This window comes from Providencia sp. PROV048, assembly GCF_033688165.1.
GTDB lineage: Bacteria > Pseudomonadota > Gammaproteobacteria > Enterobacterales > Enterobacteriaceae > Providencia > Providencia hangzhouensis.
The window spans coordinates 2,914,130-2,935,165 of the sequence record NZ_CP096360.1 but is presented as its reverse complement, the minus strand read 5'-3'; the positions used below and the strand labels follow the sequence as shown (position 1 = coordinate 2,935,165).

Below are 21,036 nucleotides of genomic sequence, written 5' to 3'. Positions count from 1 at the left end.
TTTTGCTGCAAGCCTCACGCTTTTTATTCATTCATAGATAAATCATCTTAAAATTCATTATTTATCCTAAAATAATTGTATAGGTCACATAAAATTCAGCACAATTCCACATAATAACCGAAGTTTATTAATGAAAGGAAAATAGGATGAAAAACAGAAATAAAGCGCTTTTGGCGACATTGGTTTCACTGTTTGCCGTATCCGCTATCGCTCAACCGAATATTACGGTATTGGCGACAGGGGGAACGATAGCAGGAGGTGGTGATTCAGCCACATCTTCCAGTTATCAAGCGGGTAAAGTAGGGATTGATGCTTTAATTAATGCGGTGCCAGAAACCAAAAAAATCGCTAATTTAAGCGGTGAGCAATTGGTGAATATTGGTTCGCAAGATATGAATGACCAAGTTTGGCTGGCACTGGCGAAAAAAATTAACCAAGATTGTGATAAAACAGATGGTTTTGTAATCACTCACGGTACTGATACTTTAGAAGAAACGGCATTTTTCCTTGATTTAACCACGCAATGTAAAAAGCCAATTGTTTTGGTTGGTGCAATGCGTCCTTCAACAGCTTTGGGCGCTGATGGTCCTTTGAACCTGTATAATGCAGTAGTTTTAGCGACGGATAAGTCTGCTGGAGAGCGCGGTGTTTTGATGGCAATGAACGATAAAGTCGTGCAAGGCCGTAATGTGATGAAAATGAGCACCACTGAAGTACAAGCGTTTGATGCCGTTAATAGTGGGGCAGAAGGCTTTATTCATGATGGTAAAGTTACTTATTTCCAAGCAGCGCAACCTCGTAGTGACAAAGCGGCATTCGACGTCAGTAAGCTCGAAAAGCTCCCTGCGGTAGGTATCGTTTATAACTATGCCAATGCATCAGCAGCTCCTGTGAAAGCCTTGAGAGAAGAAGGGGTTGAAGGAATTGTAAGCGCGGGTGTGGGTAACGGTAATATGTATAAGACTGTCTTTGACGCTTTAGCAAAAGCAGCGAAAGAAGACGTGGTTGTCGTTCGCTCAAGCCGTGTACCAACAGGGTATACGACAAGAAATGCCGAAGTGGATGATAACTTATATGGTTTTGTTGCTTCAGAAAGGTTAAATCCGCAAAAAGCGCGCGTATTGCTGCAATTAGCCTTAACTCAGACTAAAGATCCTCAGCAAATTCAGGCATTATTCGAAAAATATTAATTATCAAAACGAGTATTTATTTCATACAGCGGGGTGCAGTAGCCTGTACCCCGTTAGCTTTATTGTTTGTTAAGAAATTTTATACTTACGTATGTTATTTTTCAGTACAACAACATTTATCCTAATTATTTGACTCAGTAATCTGAGCTTTTTTAAGGCAATTAGGTCAATGTGGTGATAGAACTTTGAGAATTCCTACAAAATAGGAAAAATTAAGGTACAAACAGTTAATTTATTGATTTTATCTTGAACCCTTTCTTATGTGTATTCTCTATATATTTTTTATATTTATCAATTTATTACATTTTATTTTTAGCAAGGTCATCACTGGTGATAATGGCAATTAATTAAAATTAATGTGTCGTTGATCATATTTTGGCAACAAAGCCTGTATCTGTGTTGATAATTCGCGTTGCAAAAAATAGGCTAAATACATCGCATGAGGCATAACTCATTGTGAATATTTAGATTTAAATGGAAAGTTAAATCGTATTTCGGCCGAAAAATAAAATTAAAAAATATTAGAGGAATACAAGAATGGTTAATAAAAATGTCAATACTGGCAGGAAATTGCTCGTCTTAAAAATCGCAATAGCGATGCTGCCTATTGGTTACCAGCCAATCATGCATGCGGAGCAATTTCTTGAAGATTCAAAACTTACTGGTGGCCTTTACTACTGGCAACGAGATCGTTCACGTAAAGATTTAGACCCTAATAGTGATAAATATAAAAAGTATGCGGATAATCTTAAACACTCAACGTTTAATGCCAGCCTAGATTTCTCATCAGGCTATTTTCAGGACATTATTGGGCTTGATTTAGCGGGTTTTACAGCTATTGAGCTATCGAACAGTGGGCCTGCTGCACCAAATGAAATCGGTTTTAGTGACGCAAAATCACGTTGGGATGAAAAATGGACAGGGGATCGTAGTGGTGTGACTTTTTATAAAGCGGCTGCAAAATTGAAATATGGCCCTTTCTGGGGGAGAGGCGGCTATATTCAACCAACGGGGCAAACGCTATTAGCATCCCATTGGAGTTATATGCCTGGAACATACCGTGGATTAGAGGTGGGCGGGGTGTTTGATTTTGAGCAAAATGGTGAACTCAGCATGTCCTATATGTGGACCGACCGCTATAAAGCACCTTGGTACCGCAGTATGTATGATTTTCGTGAAGCGGATGGTAAAACTGGGATCAGCTATTTACAATCAATTGGTTTCAAATATGACTTTAAAAACAACTTAGTTCTTGAAGGGGCATATGGGCAAGCAAAAAGCTATATGGACCAATATTTTGCCAAGGTTTCCTATGCTGTTCCTGTTGTAGACCGTGATTTACGTATGTCTTATCAATTTTATGGAGCAAAAGACAAGGTTTCAGACGGCGGAGTTAATGATGTTTATGACGGTTTAGCTTGGTTGCAAGCGATGACATTAGGTTACACCTACGATGAATTTGATTTTAAATTAGAGGGAACCTATGTAAAAGCTAAAGGTAATCAAGGTTATTTCCTACAGCGTATGACCCCTGGTTGGGCAACATCAAATGGCCGCATGGATATCTGGTGGGATGGCCGTTCAGACTGGAATGCTAATAATGAAAAAGCCGTTATGGCTGGTGTTATGTATGATTTAAAAAATTGGGATTTAGCAGGATGGAAAGTCGGAACCTCATATATTTATGGTTGGGATGCTAAACCAAGTACGAATAGCCAATATGCTCAAGATGTACGCTTAAAAGAAAGTGCATGGAACTTTGATATTTTATATACCGTGCAGTCAGGTAGAGCAAAAGATACGCTATTTAAGCTACATTTTACCAAATATGATAATCATACAGATATTCCGAGTTATGGTGGTGGTTATGGAAATATTTTCCAAGATGAAAAAGATATTAAGTTTATGGTAATGATGCCATTTACTGTATTCTAGAGTAGAAAATATTTTAGTAACAAATGACTGCTATAGGGGAACTATGGCAGTCATTTGCCTAGATAGGAAAGAGGTTTGCTATATATTTTAATATTAATGAGATGTTTTAATGGGTGTAAATACTGATATAAAAATTGAAAATAAGGTGGGTATATTCACCTTATTTTTATGGTGACTACAAAGAAGCGTTATTTACACTTTCATTGGGTATGATAGCGTCTTGTTTTAACTTATCTTTTAATATGGTAACTTTTTCCGATTGATGAGGAGGATTTTTAATTTGAGCATGGCCAGATAAAACCCCACCTTTTTTAATTGATAAGCTACTGTAATGGATAGTACCGTGGATTTCGCCATTATTTTCAATACAAATAGTATCAGATAAGCATTCACCTTCAATACGACCATTAACCACCAGTTCTTTGCAGGTGATATTTCCCGTAACTTGGCCGTTTAACATAACTTTAACCGTATTTTCTTTTCCTGTTATATTTCCAATGACTTTTCCATAGATATGTACTTGCTCATTAGAGGTAATATTCCCTTCAAAAATAACGTCCCTAGAGATAACCGTATTCGATTTTTCTTCACTAATAGTAGGCGTTGATAGTGTAATTTGTTCTTCTATCTTTGCAGTCACTTCAGGCTCATTACTTATAGAAGGGGGCGTCGATGTAGGCGTGGGCTTGTTTTGTCTTTTGGTGAACATTTTACTTACCTTTTTTTGATTGAAGTATACGATCAAGAATAGCACTGATAATACGAACGAAAATAAGGTGATAGAGAAATAGCTAAAAAACCACCCTATTAAAGTAAGAAACCAGAAGAAAAAACTTGTGTTGAGAAAAAGATATGTTTTTTTCATCAGATAATCTCTTACAAATTACTAAAATACGTAATTAGTTTAGTCAATAAATGTAATTGTACATTTAAAGTGTATTTTAACTTTATGACTACATTTGAATCATCAACTTTCTAAATTATAGTTAAAATAATAGAAAGGAAATAAAATAATTTTTATATAGTTAAAATAATAGAAAGGAAATAAAATAATTTTTATATAGTATGAAAAATTAGAAAACATCTATAATGTTATTTATATACCACTTTGATATATAAGTATAATTCTAGATGATAGAATATATTCATCAGTGAAATAATATAAGGGTTTTGATTTGAATTGCAACTATTATAGTTTCTAGGAAAATTTTTTTTAACTAAAAATTGTAGTGATAAATAGTTAAATTTAAGTTACTCATCATAAATTATCACTAATTGAGTGAAAAAAATATGGATATTTGAAATAAAAAACCCTGATAAAGTTTATTATCAGGGTTTTGGTATTTTTAACCATTACGTTTTATCAGCGATGGTTGAATACTATTACTCTTTTGCTTCGTGTGCGTCAGCATTATCACGGCAATCACCATCTGCGCAATGACCATATAGATATAAACTATGGTTAGATAGTTTAATGCCATGGCGAGCAGCGATATTTTTTTGGCGAGTTTCAATGGATTCGTCAGTAAACTCAATCACTTTTCCACAATCTAAACAGATTAAATGGTCATGGTGATGTTGCTGAGTTAACTCGAATACAGATTTACCCCCCTCGAAGTTGTGACGGGTTACGATACCTGCATCATCAAATTGGTTTAACACGCGGTATACGGTTGCTAACCCGATCTCTTCGCCCATATCGATCAGCTTTTTATAGAGATCTTCCGCACTGACGTGGTGGCACTCAGGCTCTTGAAGTACTTCCAAAATTTTTAATCTTGGAAGAGTGACTTTGAGTCCAGCATTTTTCAATGCTTTGTTGTTGTCTGTCATGCGGGTTTGTCCTGTATCTTAAATCATAAATTTAACAATAATGAGACATTTTTAACATCAATACAGTTGTCTTCTAAACTGATTTACAATTATAGGCATGGAAAATAAAAATAGAAACCATGCATTGTCTCATTATTTTGATAATCTCTTGAGAACCTATCCTATTAGGATACCTTATCGGTTATTTTAGATTACGCCGCTGGCTTAGTGATTCATTTTGTACAAGGCAGTGGTGTAATCTATGGGTAAGGTTTCTTTATATGATCTATTAGCCTAAAATTTCAGCTAAAGACATTTCTTCAGAGATTTGTTTTACCCATGCATCAACACGTTCATCAGTTAGCTCAGGTTGACGATCTTCATCAATAGCTAAACCAATAAAGTGGTTGTCATCTGCCATACCTTTGGATACTTCAAAGTGATAACCTTCTGTTGGCCAATGACCAACAATAACAGCACCACGAGGCTCAATAATATCGCGGATCGTACCCATAGCATCACAGAAATATTCAGCGTAGTCTTCCTGGTCTCCACAACCAAATAAGGCGACAAGTTTACCTTCGAAATCAATTTCTTCGAGAGTAGGGAAGAAATCATCCCAATCACATTGAGCTTCACCATAATACCAAGTTGGAATACCGAGAAGTAGAATATCAAAAGCTTCAATATCTTCTTTACTGCATTTTGCGATATCGTGAACTTCTGCTACATCTTTGCCCAATCTTTCTTGGATCATTTTGGCAATATTTTCTGTGTTACCTGTGTCACTTCCGAAGAAAATGCCTATGACTGCCATAAAGTGATTAACCTCTTGTTTTTCTAAGAGGACTAGAAGTGAAAATTCGCCTTCTAGAGCCCACTTAGAACGAAAATAGATAGAATATTACGCCTTATTCTGGCGAAAAAATGATGCTAAGTCTGTCAAATTTGTGTGATTTATCAAGATAACGTTATTTGAGTATTGATGTGTTAACATGCTCAAGTTGTGACATCAAAATTTCTTCGATCAATTCACTACGGCTTATATTTTTATCTTCAGCTAACTGATTCAATATCACGACAGCTTCTTCGTTCAGTTTCAATTCAACTCTACGCAATCCTTTCACTTTATCTCGTTTCAGTTGGTTGCGTTTGTTGATCCTCAGTTGTTCATCCCGTGATAGCGGGCTTGTTTTAGGTCGCCCAGGCCTTCGTTCCTCAGCGAACAAATCTAGTGTAGTTCGATCCGTTTGTTCTTTTGCCATGTCTATAACTGCTAAAAGGGTGTGCCAGTAATTCAGCGCGCCATGATACCCTAGCTAATCCCCTTGTGCTATAGCTTCATCTACGATGATTTGGTTTAATCGGTTGTAAAATGAGCGCTTTTAGTAAAAAAGCACCACTTGCTATAGGTGTGATGCTTTTTTATCCGTGTTATTGCGTTTGTTGGCGCCATAAATTGGCGTATAAGCCATTTGATTTGAGCAAGTTTTCGTGTGTATCCATTTCGTGTACTTCTCCTTGGCAAATAACACATATCCTATCAGCATGCATAATCGTGTTGAGTCGGTGAGCAATACTAATGACTGTTCTTCCTTGCGTAATTAAAGGCATATTTTCCATAATGGCAGCTTCTGACTCGTAATCGAGCGCAGAAGTGGCTTCATCGAGAATTAAAATGTCTGGTTCGGTGAGTAAAGCGCGCGCAAGTGCAATTCTTTGACGTTGACCACCTGAAAGGTTCAAGCCTTTTTCTGATAAGGGATAATTAAAATTATCAGGCAATGCCATAATAAAGTCATATGCTCCAGCTAATTTTGCTGCGTGAATAACTTGTTCGTTAGTCGCTTGCGGGTGGCTTAAACGGATATTCTCTGCGATAGAACCGACGAATAAAGTGCTTTCTTGTAATACAACGCTCATTTTTCGACGTAATGACACAGTATCTGCGACAGCTAAATCCATGCCATCAACAATAACTTGCCCATGTTGTGGTACATAAAGTCGTTGTAATAATTTCGTTAAGGTGCTTTTTCCAGAACCAGAAGGGCCAGTAATCCCAATAAATTCACCAGAATTAACCATTAATGACAAATTATTGATAACTTCAGGCGTATCAGGTTGATAACGAAATCGGATGTTTTGAAACTCTATTTTTCCGTGAATATTTGAAGTGTTTGCAATCCCTTTACGTTCATTTTCTACAGGTTCATCAAGAATATCTCCCACCCGACGCAATGAAATGATGGTATGTTGGAAATCTTGCCAAACTTGAGCAAATCGCAATACAGGTTGTGTAACATGCGCGCTTAGCATATTAAATGCCACTAATTCGCCAGGAGAAATCCCACCGTTTAATACCTCCTTGACACCAACCCACAAAAGAATTGCGGTAGTTATTTTACTCACAAGTGTCATTAACTGAGAGGCAACTTCACTGCGCATTGATACTTTAAAGCTTTGAGTTAGCTGCTTGCTAAATATTTTTTTCCAGCGTTGATTAAAGTATTTTTCTGTTGCTGTCGTTTTTATGGTTTCAATCCCAGTAATACTTTCGGTGAGAAAAGTGAGACCATTTTCATCGGCTTGGTAAGATTTTTGAGTTTGTTGGCGAATGATTGGGCCTAAAATCATCCATAAAACAAAAAATACCCCCATAGAGCCCAATAAAATCCAAGCCATCAAACTACTGTAGGAAAATAAAACCGCGACAAAAAGGATAACAAAGATAAAGTCAATGAATAGCATCAGTGTCGAGCCCGTTAAAAACTGCCTTATATGAGCTAATTCACGGATCCTTGCGATAATTTTCCCTGTTGGCCTTAGCTTAAAATAATTTAAAGGTAAGGCCATTAAATGGCGATAAATTTTCCCTGATAATTCAGCGCTTATCTGGCTACTACTATGACTAAAAATCTTATTACGAATAAAACCATATATCGGCTCTGCAACAGCAATGGCAAAAATCGCCAATGCAATAACGTGTAAATTTGAGAGACTGCGGCCAACTAACACTTTGTCGATTAAATTTTGAAACAACAGTGGGCTAATTAAGGCGAAAAGCTGAATAATGGCAGAGAGAATAAAAATATTTCGTAATTTAACATGTTGTCGCAAAATAGAGGGAATAAACCAGCTAAAACCAAAGGCCTTTTTTTGCTCCGGTTCTAATTGCTCCTTAATGAGTACTATGTCAAATTCAGCTTGTTGATGCCCAATCGAATTATAAATAGGTTTTCGTTCATCATTAGTCGGGTTAATGAGTACCAATTCATTTTCTTGGCTAATTACTTGCCAGAAACCATCTATATAGATTAAAGCGGGCAAAGGTAGTGTTCTTAATTGCTTATATTGTGCTGCAATAAGCTCGGTTTCATACCCCAATATTTGTGCGCATTCTCTAATTTCCCACTCAGTAGGGGATAAAGTTTGCATACCAATAGCATGTCTTAGTTGGTCAGATGAAACATTGTTTTGATAATATTTAGCCACCCAAACTAAGGCATCCAAACCATGATTATTTAACTGTTCCATCGATTATTTTTCTCTCATCGCGTTTGAGGTGTATTCATTGATTGGGCTAAGTAAGTAATCAATAATACGGCGTTTATCTGTTTTTATTTCTGCCACAATGGATAAACCGGGTGTCAGTTCAATAGACTCACCATCAACTACTAGTTCTTTTTGCTTAAGACCGATTTGCCCTAAGAACACTAATCCAAGATTTTCATCGAGAGTACTGTCACGAGAGACGGAAATCACTTCCCCTTCAACTGTGCCATAACGAGTGTAAGGGAAAGCATCTATTTTCACCTCTGCTCTTAACCCTTCATGGATGAAACCAATATCTTTATTTAAGATTTTAATTTCAGCTAGTTGAACATGATTATTAGGTACTATAGCCATTAACTGCTGTGCGGGTTGTAACACTGCACCTATAGTGTGTGTAGCAAGTTGTTGTATCGTGCCATCAACGGGAGCCCGTATGATTTCTAATTGGTTTCTTTCTTTATTTTTTAATAGTTCTTGCTCAAGGGAAGCCCGCTTAAAGTCAGCTTGTTTGTATTTTTCATCCCACTCTTGGTTTTTTTGGGCTTTAATTCTGTCTACCTTTTCATTTAAGGCTTGATACTGGCTTTTCAGAATGGAAAGCTCAGATAATTTGGTGACTTTTTCTTTTTTAGCGATTAATAGTTCTCGCTCTTGTTCTAAAAATTCCTTCTGGCTGATCAACTGCTTTTTAGTTAACGAATGGTGTGCATCGAGACGCTTTTTGATGTTTACGATGAGGGAATTGATAGTGAGTAATTCGTCTTTTCTAGCTTGCTGATTGACAGTATTTAATTGAATTTCATTATTAAGTTCATTAATTAATGAATCAAATTCTATTTTTTGTGTTTGATAGCTAGCCCGTGTATTGTTTTGTTCTAGTTCAGTTAATTGGTTAAATAAAGGTAATTGCTCAATAGGCTGTTGTGAAATCAATGCTTGATAAATTAATATTTCGGCTACATGGAAGTTATGTTGGTAATTTAAACTCAGGATATCTTGGTCAACACCTAATACATTGACAGTTATTAAAGGATCCCCTTGTTTTACTACTTGCCCATCAGTGACATGAATATGTTCTAAACGACTTAATTCAAACGCTTGAATTAACTGTGTTCGTCCTGAAACAATAAGTTTACCTTGCGTGGTTGCTTGAATATCCAACTTACCAAAAAATGACCAAGTCACAGCAAGAAAAACGCCTACACTAATAGAAATAGCGACGTATAGTGCCAAGTAAGACGGTGGTGTTTTTAATATCGCCAAGTGTGAAGGCAAAAAGCTGTTATAACGGTTTTTGTCTAATCGATGTTTCATTTTACGTCCATGTCTGATTTCAGAGACTGTTGTAGAGTCCACAAATGTTTATAAAAATTACCTTGTTCAATAAGTTGCTGATGGCTACCTTGCTCGATAATTTCACCATTTTGCATCACAATGATCCGCTGGTGATGGCGAATAGTTGATAGGCGGTGAGCAATTGTGATGATGGTCCTTCCTTTTGCAATAATATGCATATTTTCTTGAATAACGGCTTGGGATTCGTCATCTAAAGCGCTAGTTGCCTCATCAAAAATAATCACTTTAGGGTTGGAAAGCAGTGTTCTAGCAATAGCAATACGTTGGCGTTGGCCGCCAGAAAGTGATGTTCCCCCCTCGGCAAGAACGGTGTCGTAACCTTTTGGTAATTTCAAAATAAAATCGTGTGCTCCCGCCATTTTGGCGGCATGAACGACTTCGTCCATGGAGGCATCCGGTGAGGTTTGAGCGATATTGTGAAAAACAGATTGGCTGAATAAGAAATTTTCCTGTAAAACAATACCAATTTGTTGTCTAAGGGAGTGCAAGTTAATCGCAGACATGGGGGTTCCATCCACAAAAATAGCACCACTTTCAGGGGTATAAAGCCGTAGTAATAATTTAGCGAGGGTGCTCTTACCTGACCCTGATGTCCCAACAATACCAATAGTTTCTCCCGCTTTAATATTTAAATTAAAGTTTTTTAGAACAAATGGCATGTTAGGTTGGTAGCGGAACGAGATATTTTTTAGATTTAAATGCCCTTGAAGAGATAACTTATTTTCTTGCTGTGATTGTTCGGTAGGTAAGTTAATAATTTGGGAGAGTTTTTCGATAGCGACACTGGTTCGAATGTAGTCCCCCCATAGTTTAGTTAGTTTGATGAGGGGCTGGTTAGCGTGGCTAACCATCATGTAAAAGGCAATAAGCTGGCCAATCGTCATCTGCAATGCTAAAACTTCAGAAGCACCAACCCACAAAACAATAGCACTGGTGATTTTTTCAATAGCCATCACTAGATGTTCAGAGCGGGAGCTTATTTGCCCTGATACAAAGTTAGTTTGGCTCATATCAGCGGTTTGGCCGTCCCAGCGACGAGTGAAATTTGGTTCGACGGATAAGCTTTTGGCTGTTTCGATCCCATTGATACTTTCGGTCAAAAAAGAGGTGTTGATGGCAATATTGGTGAACTGTTGTTGTGCAGCAGATTCAATTTTAGGCGTTAACCACCAAGCTAATAAAAGATAAAAAGGAATAGAACACAAAAATATTATTGTGAGTGTTGTGGAGATCAAATTCATCACAAAAATAAATACAAATAAAAATAGCACATCGACACATAGAGTAAAAAAGCTGCTGGTTAAAAATTCACGAATAGTTTCGAGCTCTTTTACTCGGGTGACAATTGCGCCTATTTGCCTGCTTTTAAAAAAGGGAATAGGTAGTCTCAGTAAATGATTCACCAGCTTCAAGCCAAGTGTCATATCAATGCGGTTAACAGTGTGATGATAAATATACTCACGTAACCCTTTCAATGTCACTTCTATTAACGCCGCAATAATTAACCCAAAAATTAAAACGTCCAATGTGACTAAGCTATTATGAACGAGCACTTTATCCATAATAACTTGCATAACAATAGGGGAAACTAATGCGAGTATTTGTAATATAAATGAAAAGAATAAAACCCACAAAATAATAGGTTTGTATTTCATAAATTCAACTTGGAACCAGGTAATGTCAAATTGACCCTGCTTAAGGTTTACTTCTAACCAATGACCATTCCATTGTTGATTCAGCTCATCAATACTCCATATCTCTGGCGGGGTATTCCCAAATTGCTGAATGAGTACTTGTTCTTGATTGCAGTTAGCTAATAGAATGGCTTCTCCTTTGGTATTATATAAAATAGCAGGGCATACGATTTTAGTTACATTTTTATTCTTCTGATATTTATTCCTACAGCGAATGGCATGTTTCGATTTAATAATGTTAAGTTTTTCATTATAACCAATAGATTGATTGAGTGTTTGTTCTAGTTCTTTAGGATTTACTTGCCCTGATAACTTAGCAATAACACTAATGAAGTATAATGTTGATTTTGATTTGAGACTATCCATTTTCTATATTAATAAATTCCTTAAGTTATTTGAATTTTTAATTCCAAATTTGCATTGATAAAATATGCACTAGATAGTAATAAGGTGGAGTAGAATTTGGATAATACAGGGTTTGTAATTCGCTGTGTATTGAAGTTAGTCTTATTATGTAATTAATAAAGTAATTATATTTAACTACAAATATATTTAAAGATATTGAAAAGTTATATATCTTTTCAATATCTATATTTAAATGTGAACAATTATTCAGGGATAGATAAAAAACGATGAATGGCTCTTAAAACATGGTCTGGTTTTTCTGCATGAACCCAGTGCCCTGTATCAGCAACAACCCACGCTTTGGCTTGCGGAAATTGTTGTGCGATTTGTTCTTTATATTCAGCTTGTACATAAGGGGAATTTCCTCCTGGGATTAACAGCACGGGTTTATTCCAGGCGGGTACTATTTCCCAACCAATAATACTTTCATAATTAGCTTTTAGGGCAGGTAAATTAAATTTCCACTCACCCTGTTTAAAGGATTTAAGCAGAAATTGGATAACACCATCCTCATTAATGTAATCACGCATAATCACAGTAGCTTCTTGGCGAGTTTTTGCATTTTTTGCTGTGACGGCATCAAGCGCCGCGAATATTTTATCATGACGACGGACTTGGTAAGCGACAGGCGCCATATCAATAGCAACGATACTATTAATAAAATTAGGGGCTATTGCTGTTGCCGCCATGGCGATTTTGCCACCCATAGAGTGACCAATTAAAATAGCATTTTCGTAACCTAAAGACTTTATTAGAGTAATAACATCTTGGGCCATTTGTTGGTAACTCATTTGCTCATCACGAAATGAGTCACCATGATTACGAACATCAATTTGAATCGTATCGAAATATTGTTGTAGATTACGTCCTAAAACACCTAAGTTATTGAGGTCACCAAATAACCCATGTATGAGTACAATAGGACTATTTGAGATTGGATTTTCAGGTTTATGGATAGTATGGTTAAGTAACACAGTCATATTTGTTTGATCAATTCGTCAGCGGTACATGTGGTCTTATCATGTCACGGCTATGAATAAAATCCAAATGGTCAAATAAGCTGCGATTTTGGCTGAGGTAAGTCAATGAGTCGATAATCAAAATATCCTTAGCCAATGAATTTCAGAAAATTGAAGTTGATCACTGAGACAAAATACTGGAAGTCATGGCATGATAACCCACTGAATTATCTTTGAACTTAGAATAATGTTTACTTTAAGTTATTGAAATTTTAATTGTTTTGTTTTTTTTAAATCTGTCTTATAATCACACCGCAAATTTTAGTTAAAAAAGTACTGGGAAAAAATGAAAACGATAGAAGTTGATGAAGAGCTTTACCGCTATATTGCGAGCCATACACAGCATATCGGTGAAAGTGCATCGGATATTTTGCGCCGTATGTTAAATTTCAAATCCGGGCAGCCAGTACAAGCAAAAGAAATTAGTCAGGAACATGCTGTTATTAAGGCTGAACCTGCGATGAGTACACCTGCTGTTGCATTAAACCCTGTTAGAGTCATTAGAGAGCTTCTGTTATCTGACGCTTATGCAGAAAAAAGTAAAGCGATTGACCGCTTTATGTTGATTTTATCTACTTTATATAGTTTAGATGCGAATCGTTTTGCGAGTGCAACAGAGTTAATGCATGGCCGAACTCGTATTTATTTTGCTGGTGATGAACAAACATTACTTGCAGCTGGTAAGCAATCTAAGCCGCGTCATATACCAGGAACACCCTATTGGGTGATCACGAATACGAATACGAATCGTAAACGTAGCATGGTTGATGCGATCATGCAGGAAATGCAATTTCCAACCAATGTGATTGAAAAAGTTTGTAATACTATTTAAAAACTGAAAGGCCACTGATGTTGATAACAAAGCATCAGTGCTTTGGGAGAAAACAAGTGACAATACATGAACGTGCAGGGCAGCTTCCGTTTCAAAGTGACTTGATCAATGTCGCTCAATTAACCGCTCAATATTATACGCAGCAACCACAACCCGATAATACATCTCAAGCTGTTAAGTTTGGCACATCAGGGCATCGTGGTAGTTCGTTGCGTAAAAATTTTAATGAAAACCACATATTAGCCATTGCACAAGCAATTGCCGATTTACGCAAAAAGCAAGGTGTAACAGGTCCTTGTTTTGTAGGGAAAGATACCCATGCGTTATCAGAAGCAGCGTTTATTACAGTGGTTGAAGTGTTAGCGGCAAATCAAGTTCATGTAATTGTTCAGGAAAATAATGGTTTTACGCCAACTCCAGCTATCTCTCACGCTATTTTAAGTTATAACCAATCACACCAAGATGTTGCGGATGGCATTGTGATTACGCCTTCACATAACCCACCTGAAGATGGCGGTATTAAATACAACCCTGCGAATGGCGGGCCGGCTGATACCGATTTAACTTCTGTTATTGAAAAAAATGCAAACCAATTGCTAGTCAATAACCTGGAAGGGGTTAAAAGAGTCAATTTTGATACAGCGATGGCGAGTGAATACGTTATTCAGCAAGATTTGGTTATGCCTTATGTCTCTGCATTAGGCGAAGTTGTTGATATGCAAGCGATTGCTAAGTCTGGTTTGAAAATTGGTGTTGACCCACTAGGCGGTTCCGGTATTGAATACTGGAAAAAAATTGCTGAATATTATCAATTAGATATTGAAATCGTAAATGACCAATTAGACCAAACGTTCCGTTTTATGCCTTTGGATCATGATGGTGTTATCCGTATGGATTGCTCATCAAGTTGGGCAATGGCGGGTTTGCTTGGGATGAAAGAAAAATTTGATTTAGCTTTCGCTAATGACCCTGACTATGACCGTCATGGCATTGTTACCCCCGATGGTTTAATGAATCCAAATCACTATCTTGCTGTAGCAATCGACTACCTATTCCAACACCGCCCTCAGTGGGGAAAAAATGTTGCGGTAGGGAAAACACTTGTCTCAAGTGCGATGATTGACCGTGTTGTTAATGATATCGGTCGTGAATTAGTTGAAGTGCCTGTAGGGTTCAAATGGTTCGTTGATGGGTTATTCAGTGGACAACTAGGTTTTGGCGGTGAGGAAAGTGCTGGGGCATCATTCTTAAAATTCGATGGCACACCTTGGTCAACAGACAAAGATGGTATCATTCTTTGCTTACTAGCTGCGGAAATTACGGCGGTTACCGGTGAAAACCCGCAGCAGCGTTATAATAACCTTGCCAAAAAATTTGGGGCACCGATTTACAACCGTATTCAAGCGAAAGCTACTCACGAAGAAAAAGCGAAGCTGAGTAAATTATCACCGGAAATGGTTGCAGCAGATACATTGGCAGGAGATAAAATTACACAGCGTTTAACCGCAGCCCCCGGTAATAATGCGCCAATTGGTGGTTTAAAAATCATGACTGATTATGGCTGGTTTGCAGCAAGGCCATCAGGCACGGAAGAAGCGTATAAAATTTATTGTGAAAGCTTCCGTGGAGAAGAGCATTTATGCCAAATAGAAAAAGAAGCGATTGAGATCGTAAGCAAAGTTATTCGCTAATTTTTAATCTTCAATAAAAGACATTTCAATGAATATCCCGAAACACAGCGCAATGATGTAATTCGGGATATTATCGCTTATTTATTGTTAATTTCTCCATAAAATGGTGCTTGTCGAGAGTGTGACAAGATTAACAAAATTCTTTTCCCCATTATCAAAAAATAACCCCCCTTTCATTTTTGGGATTGCTGACAATAACCGTTGCAGCTAAAGGCTTGGAGTGGTACAACTTTAATTATCTGAGTGAATTTTATTAACCATAATTGAAGATGGATAGGGTGAGGTCAATGAGTCAGGTTTATAATTTCAGTGCAGGTCCAGCTATGCTACCTGTTGAAGTCATGCGTCGTGCTGAACAAGAGTTTTGTAATTGGAAGGGTTTAGGCGTTTCTGTCATGGAAGTTAGCCATCGCGGAAAAGACTTTATCGAAGTGGCAACAGAAGCAGAGCAAAATTTACGTGATTTATTAAACATCCCTGATAACTATAAAGTTTTATTTTGTCACGGTGGAGCTCGAGCCCATTTTGCAACGTTACCAATGAATTTACTAGGTGATAAAACGACCGCAGACTACATTGTAAGCGGCTATTGGTCAGAGTCAGCAGCAAAAGAAGCTGAAAAATACTGTACACCTAATGTAATTCAAATTACTGAAGAAAAAGATGGCATTGTTAGTTTAAAACCTATGAAAGAGTGGCCATTAAGTGATGATGCCGCTTATGTTCACTATTGCCCAAATGAAACCATAGGCGGTTTAGCTATTCATGAGGAACCTGACTTCCCTGAAGATAAAATTATTGTTGCTGACTATTCCTCTTCTATCTTATCTAAACCGATTGATGTAAGCCGTTATGGCGTAATTTATGCGGGAGCTCAAAAAAATATTGGGCCAGCTGGATTAACTATCGTTATTATTCGAGAAGACTTGCTCGGTAAAGCTTCGCCTCAGACTCCATCTGTATTTGATTACACGGTATTAGCAAAACACGATTCAATGTTTAATACTCCACCGACCTTTGCTTGGTATCTCGCGGGGATGGTCTTCAAATGGTTAAAAGAGCAAGGTGGTTTGCAAGAAATGGCTAAGCGTAATTATGAAAAATCACAATTACTCTACAATGCAATTGATGATAGCCAGTTCTATATTAACCGTGTTGCGGTTGAGAACCGTTCTTGGATGAACGTACCGTTCCAAATGCAAAACCCGGCACTTGATGCGAAATTTATTGAAGAAGCCAAAGAGCAAGGCTTACTTTCTCTAAAAGGCCATAAAGTGGCTGGTGGTATGCGTGCGTCAATCTATAATGCGATGCCATTAGCTGGTGTACAGGCTTTGGTTGATTTTATGGCTGATTTCGAACGCCATAACGCTCAATAATGAGATTTGCCGACTGAAATAGGATGTTCAGTCGGTTATCTGTGCTCTTCTTATTTGACTTAAAAGAAAATAGAGCCAGATTTTATTTACTTGCAAAACTTCACTGGAGAAACTGCTTTTTATGCAATCCCTGACATTACAACCTATTTCTTCAATCAACGGCACAATTAATTTGCCAGGGTCAAAAAGTGTCTCAAACCGCGCACTATTATTAGCAGCGATGGCTAAAGGAACGACCACACTCACTAACTTATTGGACAGTGATGATATTCGCTATATGCTGAATGCATTAAGCCAGCTAGGTGTTAACTACCAATTGTCTGAAGATAAAACACGTTGTCGTGTGGAAGGTTTAGGTGGAAATTTATCTCATCCAGATGAAACAGAAATCTTTTTAGGCAATGCGGGAACTGCAATGCGCCCACTGACCGCAGCACTATCACTAAGCCGTAATAATATTATTTTAACGGGTGAGCCTCGCATGAAAGAGCGCCCAATTGGGCATTTGGTTGATGCGCTGAGGGAAGGCGGTGCAGAGATTGAATATTTGGAACAAGAGAATTACCCACCATTACGTTTAAAAGGTGGTTTTATTGGTGGCCAAATTTCAGTTGATGGGTCTGTTTCCAGCCAGTTTTTAACTGCGCTGTTAATGGCGGCACCGCGTGCAGAGCAAGACACAACAATTACAATTATTGGCGAGTTAGTCTCCAAACCTTACATTGATATCACATTAGCATTAATGAAAACGTTCGGTGTTAATATCGAAAATCATCAATATGAATATTTCGTTATCAAAGGGCAGCAACAATACCAATCACCAGGCGAATATTTAGTGGAAGGTGATGCTTCATCAGCGTCTTATTTCCTCGCTGCGGCCGCCATTAAGGGGGGCGTAGTGCGTGTAACAGGAATTGGGCGCAATAGTTTGCAAGGGGACACTAAATTTGCCAACGTATTAGAAAAAATGGGCGCGACTATTCGTTGGGGTGATGACTACGTTGAATGTGAACGCGGAACGTTGACAGGTATTGATATGGACATGAACGCGATCCCTGATGCGGCAATGACCATTGGAACGGTTGCCCTGTTTACTGAAGGCGAAACGGTTATTCGTAATATCTATAACTGGCGGGTAAAAGAGACCGACCGGTTATATGCGATGGCGACAGAGTTACGAAAAGTTGGCGCTGAAGTGGAAGAGGGGCATGATTATATTCGTGTTGTTCCACCGAAAAAATTACAACATGCTGAAATTGAAACCTATAACGACCATCGTATTGCAATGTGTTTTTCGTTAGTTGCATTATCAGATACACCAGTAACAATTTTGGATCCGGGCTGCACTGCAAAAACTTTTCCTGATTACTTCGAACAGTTGGCACGTCTAAGTCATTAATCTATTGATTGGGTTGATATTATTTTCTTTGATATCAACCTGATTTTTACGATTCAAATATCAACTTTTTCTTATTTTTTAGCAATCATCAGAACCTGCTTATTTCACAAATCTACTGAATTGGTATAATACCTTCACAGATTTTAATTGCGGGTAGCTAGGCTATTTGCAGAAAAGGAGATTTTTTATGGTGGCGATAGCCCCTGTAATCACCGTTGATGGACCAAGCGGAGCAGGTAAAGGTACGCTTTGCCAAGCATTAGCAAACGAGTTTGGGTGGCAACTTTTAGACTCTGGCGCGATTTATCGTGTATTAGCGTTAGCAGCGTTACATCACCATGTTGATATCCAATCCGAAGATGCGTTAGTTCCGTTGGCTGCAAATTTAGATGTGAAATTTGTTCCTGAAGATAATGTACTGAAAGTCATTCTGGAAGGGGAAGATGTTTCGAATCAAATTAGAACCGAAACAGTAGGAAACACTGCATCCCAAACAGCCACTTTTCCTCGCGTACGTGAAGCTTTACTCCGACGCCAACGTGCATTTAGAACCCATCCAGGGCTAATTGCTGATGGCCGTGATATGGGAACGGTGGTTTTTCCCGATGCACCGGTAAAAATTTTTCTTGATGCCTCCGCGGAAGAACGGGCTCATCGGCGGATGAAGCAGTTGCAAGAAAAAGGTTTTGATGTTAATTTTGAACGTCTTTTAAGCGAAATTGAAGAGCGGGATTTTCGTGATCGTAATCGCTCTGTTGCACCTCTTATTGCCGCGAAAGACGCATTAGTGCTGGATTCCACAAGTATGTCTATTGAGGAAGTTATTGAAAAAGCACACACCTATGCAAAAAAAATTCTACAATTATCGTGATAATAGGCTTTATTTTAGCTTATAATTAGATAATATACGCAGTTACCGCTATGTGATTATATTATTAGCATAGCATCAACCTTGCGACATGGAATGTTGTGGGGTATGTGAAACAACCCCATTTGGCGGGAAGCTAAGTGGACGTTAATTTAAAACTCTTGAAGATCATTAATATGACTGAATCTTTTGCTCAACTCTTTGAAGAATCCCTGCAGAATATTGAAACTCGTCCTGGTTCTATCGTCCGTGGTACTGTTGTTGCCATCGATAAAGACGTAGTCCTTGTTGACGCAGGTCTTAAATCAGAATCTGCTATCCCAGTAGAACAGTTCAAAAATGCTCAGGGTGAGCTAGAAATCCAAGTTGGCGACGAAATCGATGTAGCTCTGGATGCAGTAGAAGATGGTTTCGGTGAAACTATCCTGTCTCGTGAGAAAGCTAAACGTCATGAAGCATGGCTGATGTTGGAAAAAGCTTACGAAGAAGCTGAAACTGTAACTGGTGTTATCAACGGTAAAGTTAAAGGTGGTTTCACTGTTGAGCTGAACGGTATTCGTGCGTTCTTACCAGGTTCACTGGTTGATGTACGTCCAGTTCGTGATACTACTCACTTGGAAGGCAAAGAGCTTGAGTTCAAAGTAATCAAGCTGGATCAGAAACGCAACAACGTTGTTGTTTCTCGTCGTGCTGTAATTGAATCTGAAAGCAGCGCTGAGCGCGATCAACTGCTGGAAAATCTGCAAGAAGGCATGGAAGTTAAAGGTATCGTTAAGAACCTTACTGACTACGGTGCATTCGTTGATCTGGGCGGTGTTGACGGCCTGCTGCATATCACTGACATGGCTTGGAAACGTGTTAAACACCCAAGCGAAATCGTCAACGTTGGTGATGAAATCAATGTTAAAGTTCTGAAATTCGACCGTGAGCGCACTCGTGTTTCTCTGGGTCTGAAACAACTGGGCGAAGATCCTTGGGTCGCAATCGCTAAACGTTACCCAGAAGGTACTAAACTGACTGGTCGCGTTACTAACCTGACTGACTATGGTTGCTTCGTAGAAATCGAAGAAGGCGTTGAAGGTCTGGTTCACGTTTCAGAAATGGATTGGACTAACAAAAACATCCACCCATCTAAAGTTGTTAACGTTGGTGATGTTGTTGAAGTTATGGTTCTGGATATCGATGAAGAACGTCGTCGTATCTCACTGGGCCTGAAACAGTGCAAATCTAACCCATGGCAGCAATTTGCAGAAACTCACAACAAAGGCGACCGCGTTGAAGGTAAAATCAAGTCTATCACTGACTTCGGTATCTTCATCGGTCTGGACGGCGGCATCGATGGCCTGGTTCACCTGTCTGACATCTCCTGGAACGTTGCAGGCGAAGAAGCAGTTCGTGAATACAAAAAAGGTGATGAAATCGCAGCTGTTGTTCTGCAAGTCGACGCAGAGCGTGAACGTATTTCTTTAGGTGTTAAACAGTTAGCTGAAGATCCATTCAATAACTATTTAGCAGCAACTAAGAAAGGCGCAATCGTAACTGGTAAAGTAACCGCAGTTGATGCTAAAGGTGCAACTGTTGAGCTGACACTGGGCGTTGAAGGTTACCTGCGTGCATCAGAAGCTTCACGTGACCGTGTTGAAGATGCAACACTGGTTCTGAACGTTGGTGATGATGTTGAAGCTAAATACACTGGTGTTGATCGTAAAAACCGTGTAATCAACCTGTCTGTTCGCGCTAAAGACGAAGCTGATGAGAAAGACGCTGTCGCAGCTGTGAACAAACAAGAAGATACAGCATTCGGCAACAATGCTATGGCTGAAGCTTTCAAAGCAGCTAAAGGCGAATAATTAAGTGGGGGCAACAGTAGCGTTGCCCCTTTGTAACGGTAGTTTAGGGAGGTA

The 21,036-nt window shown here is 38.4% G+C and carries 16 protein-coding genes; 8 read left to right on the top strand and 8 right to left on the bottom strand.

Translation table 11 applies throughout. The features are described 5' to 3' along the window. Positions 1-146: 146 nt before the first annotated feature. Together ansB and chiP are read left to right on the top strand one after the other, a co-directional pair. Positions 147-1,190, top strand: a complete 1,044-nt coding sequence (ansB, locus tag M1F26_RS12945) for an L-asparaginase 2 (protein WP_109911037.1) — start codon at positions 147-149, stop codon at positions 1,188-1,190. A gap of 537 nt (positions 1,191-1,727) precedes the next feature. Beyond that, positions 1,728-3,125 (top strand): chitoporin ChiP, encoded by a 1,398-nt coding sequence (gene chiP, locus M1F26_RS12940; protein ID WP_004256290.1) that lies wholly within the window; start codon positions 1,728-1,730, stop codon positions 3,123-3,125. Between the two features lie 175 nt (positions 3,126-3,300). On the opposite strand, the gene M1F26_RS12935 is transcribed toward chiP, so the two are convergent. From M1F26_RS12935 to ybfF, 8 genes are all read right to left on the bottom strand, one after another. Beyond that, entirely contained in the window at positions 3,301-3,834 is a 534-nt protein-coding gene (locus M1F26_RS12935; RefSeq protein WP_227528823.1) for a bactofilin family protein, read from the bottom strand. 674 nt (positions 3,835-4,508) lie between these two features. Beyond that, positions 4,509-4,958, bottom strand: coding sequence for a ferric iron uptake transcriptional regulator (gene fur / locus M1F26_RS12930; RefSeq protein ID WP_004256285.1), 450 nt, complete (start codon positions 4,956-4,958; stop codon positions 4,509-4,511). Positions 4,959-5,226: 268 nt separating this feature from the next. Beyond that, the gene (fldA, locus tag M1F26_RS12925) at positions 5,227-5,754 is read right to left on the bottom strand and encodes a flavodoxin FldA (protein ID WP_004256261.1); all 528 of its coding nucleotides are present in this window, start codon (positions 5,752-5,754) and stop codon (positions 5,227-5,229) included. 154 nt (positions 5,755-5,908) lie between these two features. After that, positions 5,909-6,202 carry a LexA regulated protein gene (gene ybfE, locus M1F26_RS12920; RefSeq protein ID WP_004256256.1) on the bottom strand — a complete coding sequence of 98 codons (294 nt, stop codon included), beginning with the start codon at positions 6,200-6,202 and terminating at the stop codon, positions 5,909-5,911. 169 nt (positions 6,203-6,371) lie between these two features. Further along, a complete protein-coding gene (locus M1F26_RS12915) occupies positions 6,372-8,471 on the bottom strand; it encodes a type I secretion system permease/ATPase (protein ID WP_140170793.1) in 2,100 nt (699 codons plus the stop codon). Between the two features lie 3 nt (positions 8,472-8,474). After that, positions 8,475-9,803: an HlyD family type I secretion periplasmic adaptor subunit gene (locus M1F26_RS12910; RefSeq protein WP_140170792.1), complete on the bottom strand. Its 1,329-nt coding sequence runs from the start codon at positions 9,801-9,803 to the stop codon at positions 8,475-8,477. After that, on the bottom strand, positions 9,800-11,905 hold the full coding sequence (locus M1F26_RS12905) for a peptidase domain-containing ABC transporter (protein WP_094960684.1): 2,106 nt from the start codon (positions 11,903-11,905) through the stop codon (positions 9,800-9,802). The genes M1F26_RS12910 and M1F26_RS12905 overlap by 4 nt, the downstream gene beginning before the upstream one ends. Positions 11,906-12,147: 242 nt before the next feature. Further along, complete coding sequence (gene ybfF / locus M1F26_RS12900) at positions 12,148-12,924, bottom strand: esterase (RefSeq protein ID WP_004256243.1); 777 nt, start codon at positions 12,922-12,924, stop codon at positions 12,148-12,150. Between the two features lie 325 nt (positions 12,925-13,249). Here ybfF and seqA point away from each other — a divergent pair, with 325 nt between their 5' ends. The 6 genes from seqA (at position 13,250) to rpsA (ending at position 20,982) form a co-directional block, all read left to right on the top strand. Continuing rightward, positions 13,250-13,795 (top strand): replication initiation negative regulator SeqA, encoded by a 546-nt coding sequence (gene seqA, locus M1F26_RS12895; RefSeq protein ID WP_004256238.1) that lies wholly within the window; start codon positions 13,250-13,252, stop codon positions 13,793-13,795. A 56-nt stretch (positions 13,796-13,851) separates the two neighbouring features. Then, positions 13,852-15,486, top strand: a complete 1,635-nt coding sequence (gene pgm / locus M1F26_RS12890; RefSeq protein ID WP_140170791.1) for a phosphoglucomutase (alpha-D-glucose-1,6-bisphosphate-dependent) — start codon at positions 13,852-13,854, stop codon at positions 15,484-15,486. 287 nt (positions 15,487-15,773) lie between these two features. Next, complete coding sequence (serC, locus tag M1F26_RS12885) at positions 15,774-16,865, top strand: 3-phosphoserine/phosphohydroxythreonine transaminase (protein ID WP_036957913.1); 1,092 nt, start codon at positions 15,774-15,776, stop codon at positions 16,863-16,865. Between the two features lie 121 nt (positions 16,866-16,986). Further along, positions 16,987-18,264, top strand: coding sequence for a 3-phosphoshikimate 1-carboxyvinyltransferase (aroA, locus tag M1F26_RS12880; RefSeq protein ID WP_140170790.1), 1,278 nt, complete (start codon positions 16,987-16,989; stop codon positions 18,262-18,264). Positions 18,265-18,451: 187 nt separating this feature from the next. Next, positions 18,452-19,135 carry a (d)CMP kinase gene (cmk, locus tag M1F26_RS12875; protein WP_094960688.1) on the top strand — a complete coding sequence of 228 codons (684 nt, stop codon included), beginning with the start codon at positions 18,452-18,454 and terminating at the stop codon, positions 19,133-19,135. 173 nt (positions 19,136-19,308) lie between these two features. Next, on the top strand, positions 19,309-20,982 hold the full coding sequence (rpsA, locus tag M1F26_RS12870) for a 30S ribosomal protein S1 (protein ID WP_140170789.1): 1,674 nt from the start codon (positions 19,309-19,311) through the stop codon (positions 20,980-20,982). The last annotated feature ends 54 nt before the right edge of the window (positions 20,983-21,036 follow it).

Bases quoted from the DNA above. Each gene is read 5' to 3' on its own strand.
- ansB (WP_109911037.1), top strand. From the start codon at position 147: ATGAAAAACAGAAATAAAGCGCTTTTGGCGACATTGGTTTCACTGTTT.
- chiP (WP_004256290.1), top strand. From the start codon at position 1,728: ATGGTTAATAAAAATGTCAATACTGGCAGGAAATTGCTCGTCTTAAAA.
- M1F26_RS12935 (WP_227528823.1), bottom strand. From the start codon at position 3,834: ATGTTCACCAAAAGACAAAACAAGCCCACGCCTACATCGACGCCCCCT.
- fur (WP_004256285.1), bottom strand. From the start codon at position 4,958: ATGACAGACAACAACAAAGCATTGAAAAATGCTGGACTCAAAGTCACT.
- fldA (WP_004256261.1), bottom strand. From the start codon at position 5,754: ATGGCAGTCATAGGCATTTTCTTCGGAAGTGACACAGGTAACACAGAA.
- ybfE (WP_004256256.1), bottom strand. From the start codon at position 6,202: ATGGCAAAAGAACAAACGGATCGAACTACACTAGATTTGTTCGCTGAG.
- M1F26_RS12915 (WP_140170793.1), bottom strand. From the start codon at position 8,471: ATGGAACAGTTAAATAATCATGGTTTGGATGCCTTAGTTTGGGTGGCT.
- M1F26_RS12910 (WP_140170792.1), bottom strand. From the start codon at position 9,803: ATGAAACATCGATTAGACAAAAACCGTTATAACAGCTTTTTGCCTTCA.
- M1F26_RS12905 (WP_094960684.1), bottom strand. From the start codon at position 11,905: ATGGATAGTCTCAAATCAAAATCAACATTATACTTCATTAGTGTTATT.
- ybfF (WP_004256243.1), bottom strand. From the start codon at position 12,924: ATGACTGTGTTACTTAACCATACTATCCATAAACCTGAAAATCCAATC.
- seqA (WP_004256238.1), top strand. From the start codon at position 13,250: ATGAAAACGATAGAAGTTGATGAAGAGCTTTACCGCTATATTGCGAGC.
- serC (WP_036957913.1), top strand. From the start codon at position 15,774: ATGAGTCAGGTTTATAATTTCAGTGCAGGTCCAGCTATGCTACCTGTT.
- aroA (WP_140170790.1), top strand. From the start codon at position 16,987: ATGCAATCCCTGACATTACAACCTATTTCTTCAATCAACGGCACAATT.
- cmk (WP_094960688.1), top strand. From the start codon at position 18,452: ATGGTGGCGATAGCCCCTGTAATCACCGTTGATGGACCAAGCGGAGCA.
- rpsA (WP_140170789.1), top strand. From the start codon at position 19,309: ATGACTGAATCTTTTGCTCAACTCTTTGAAGAATCCCTGCAGAATATT.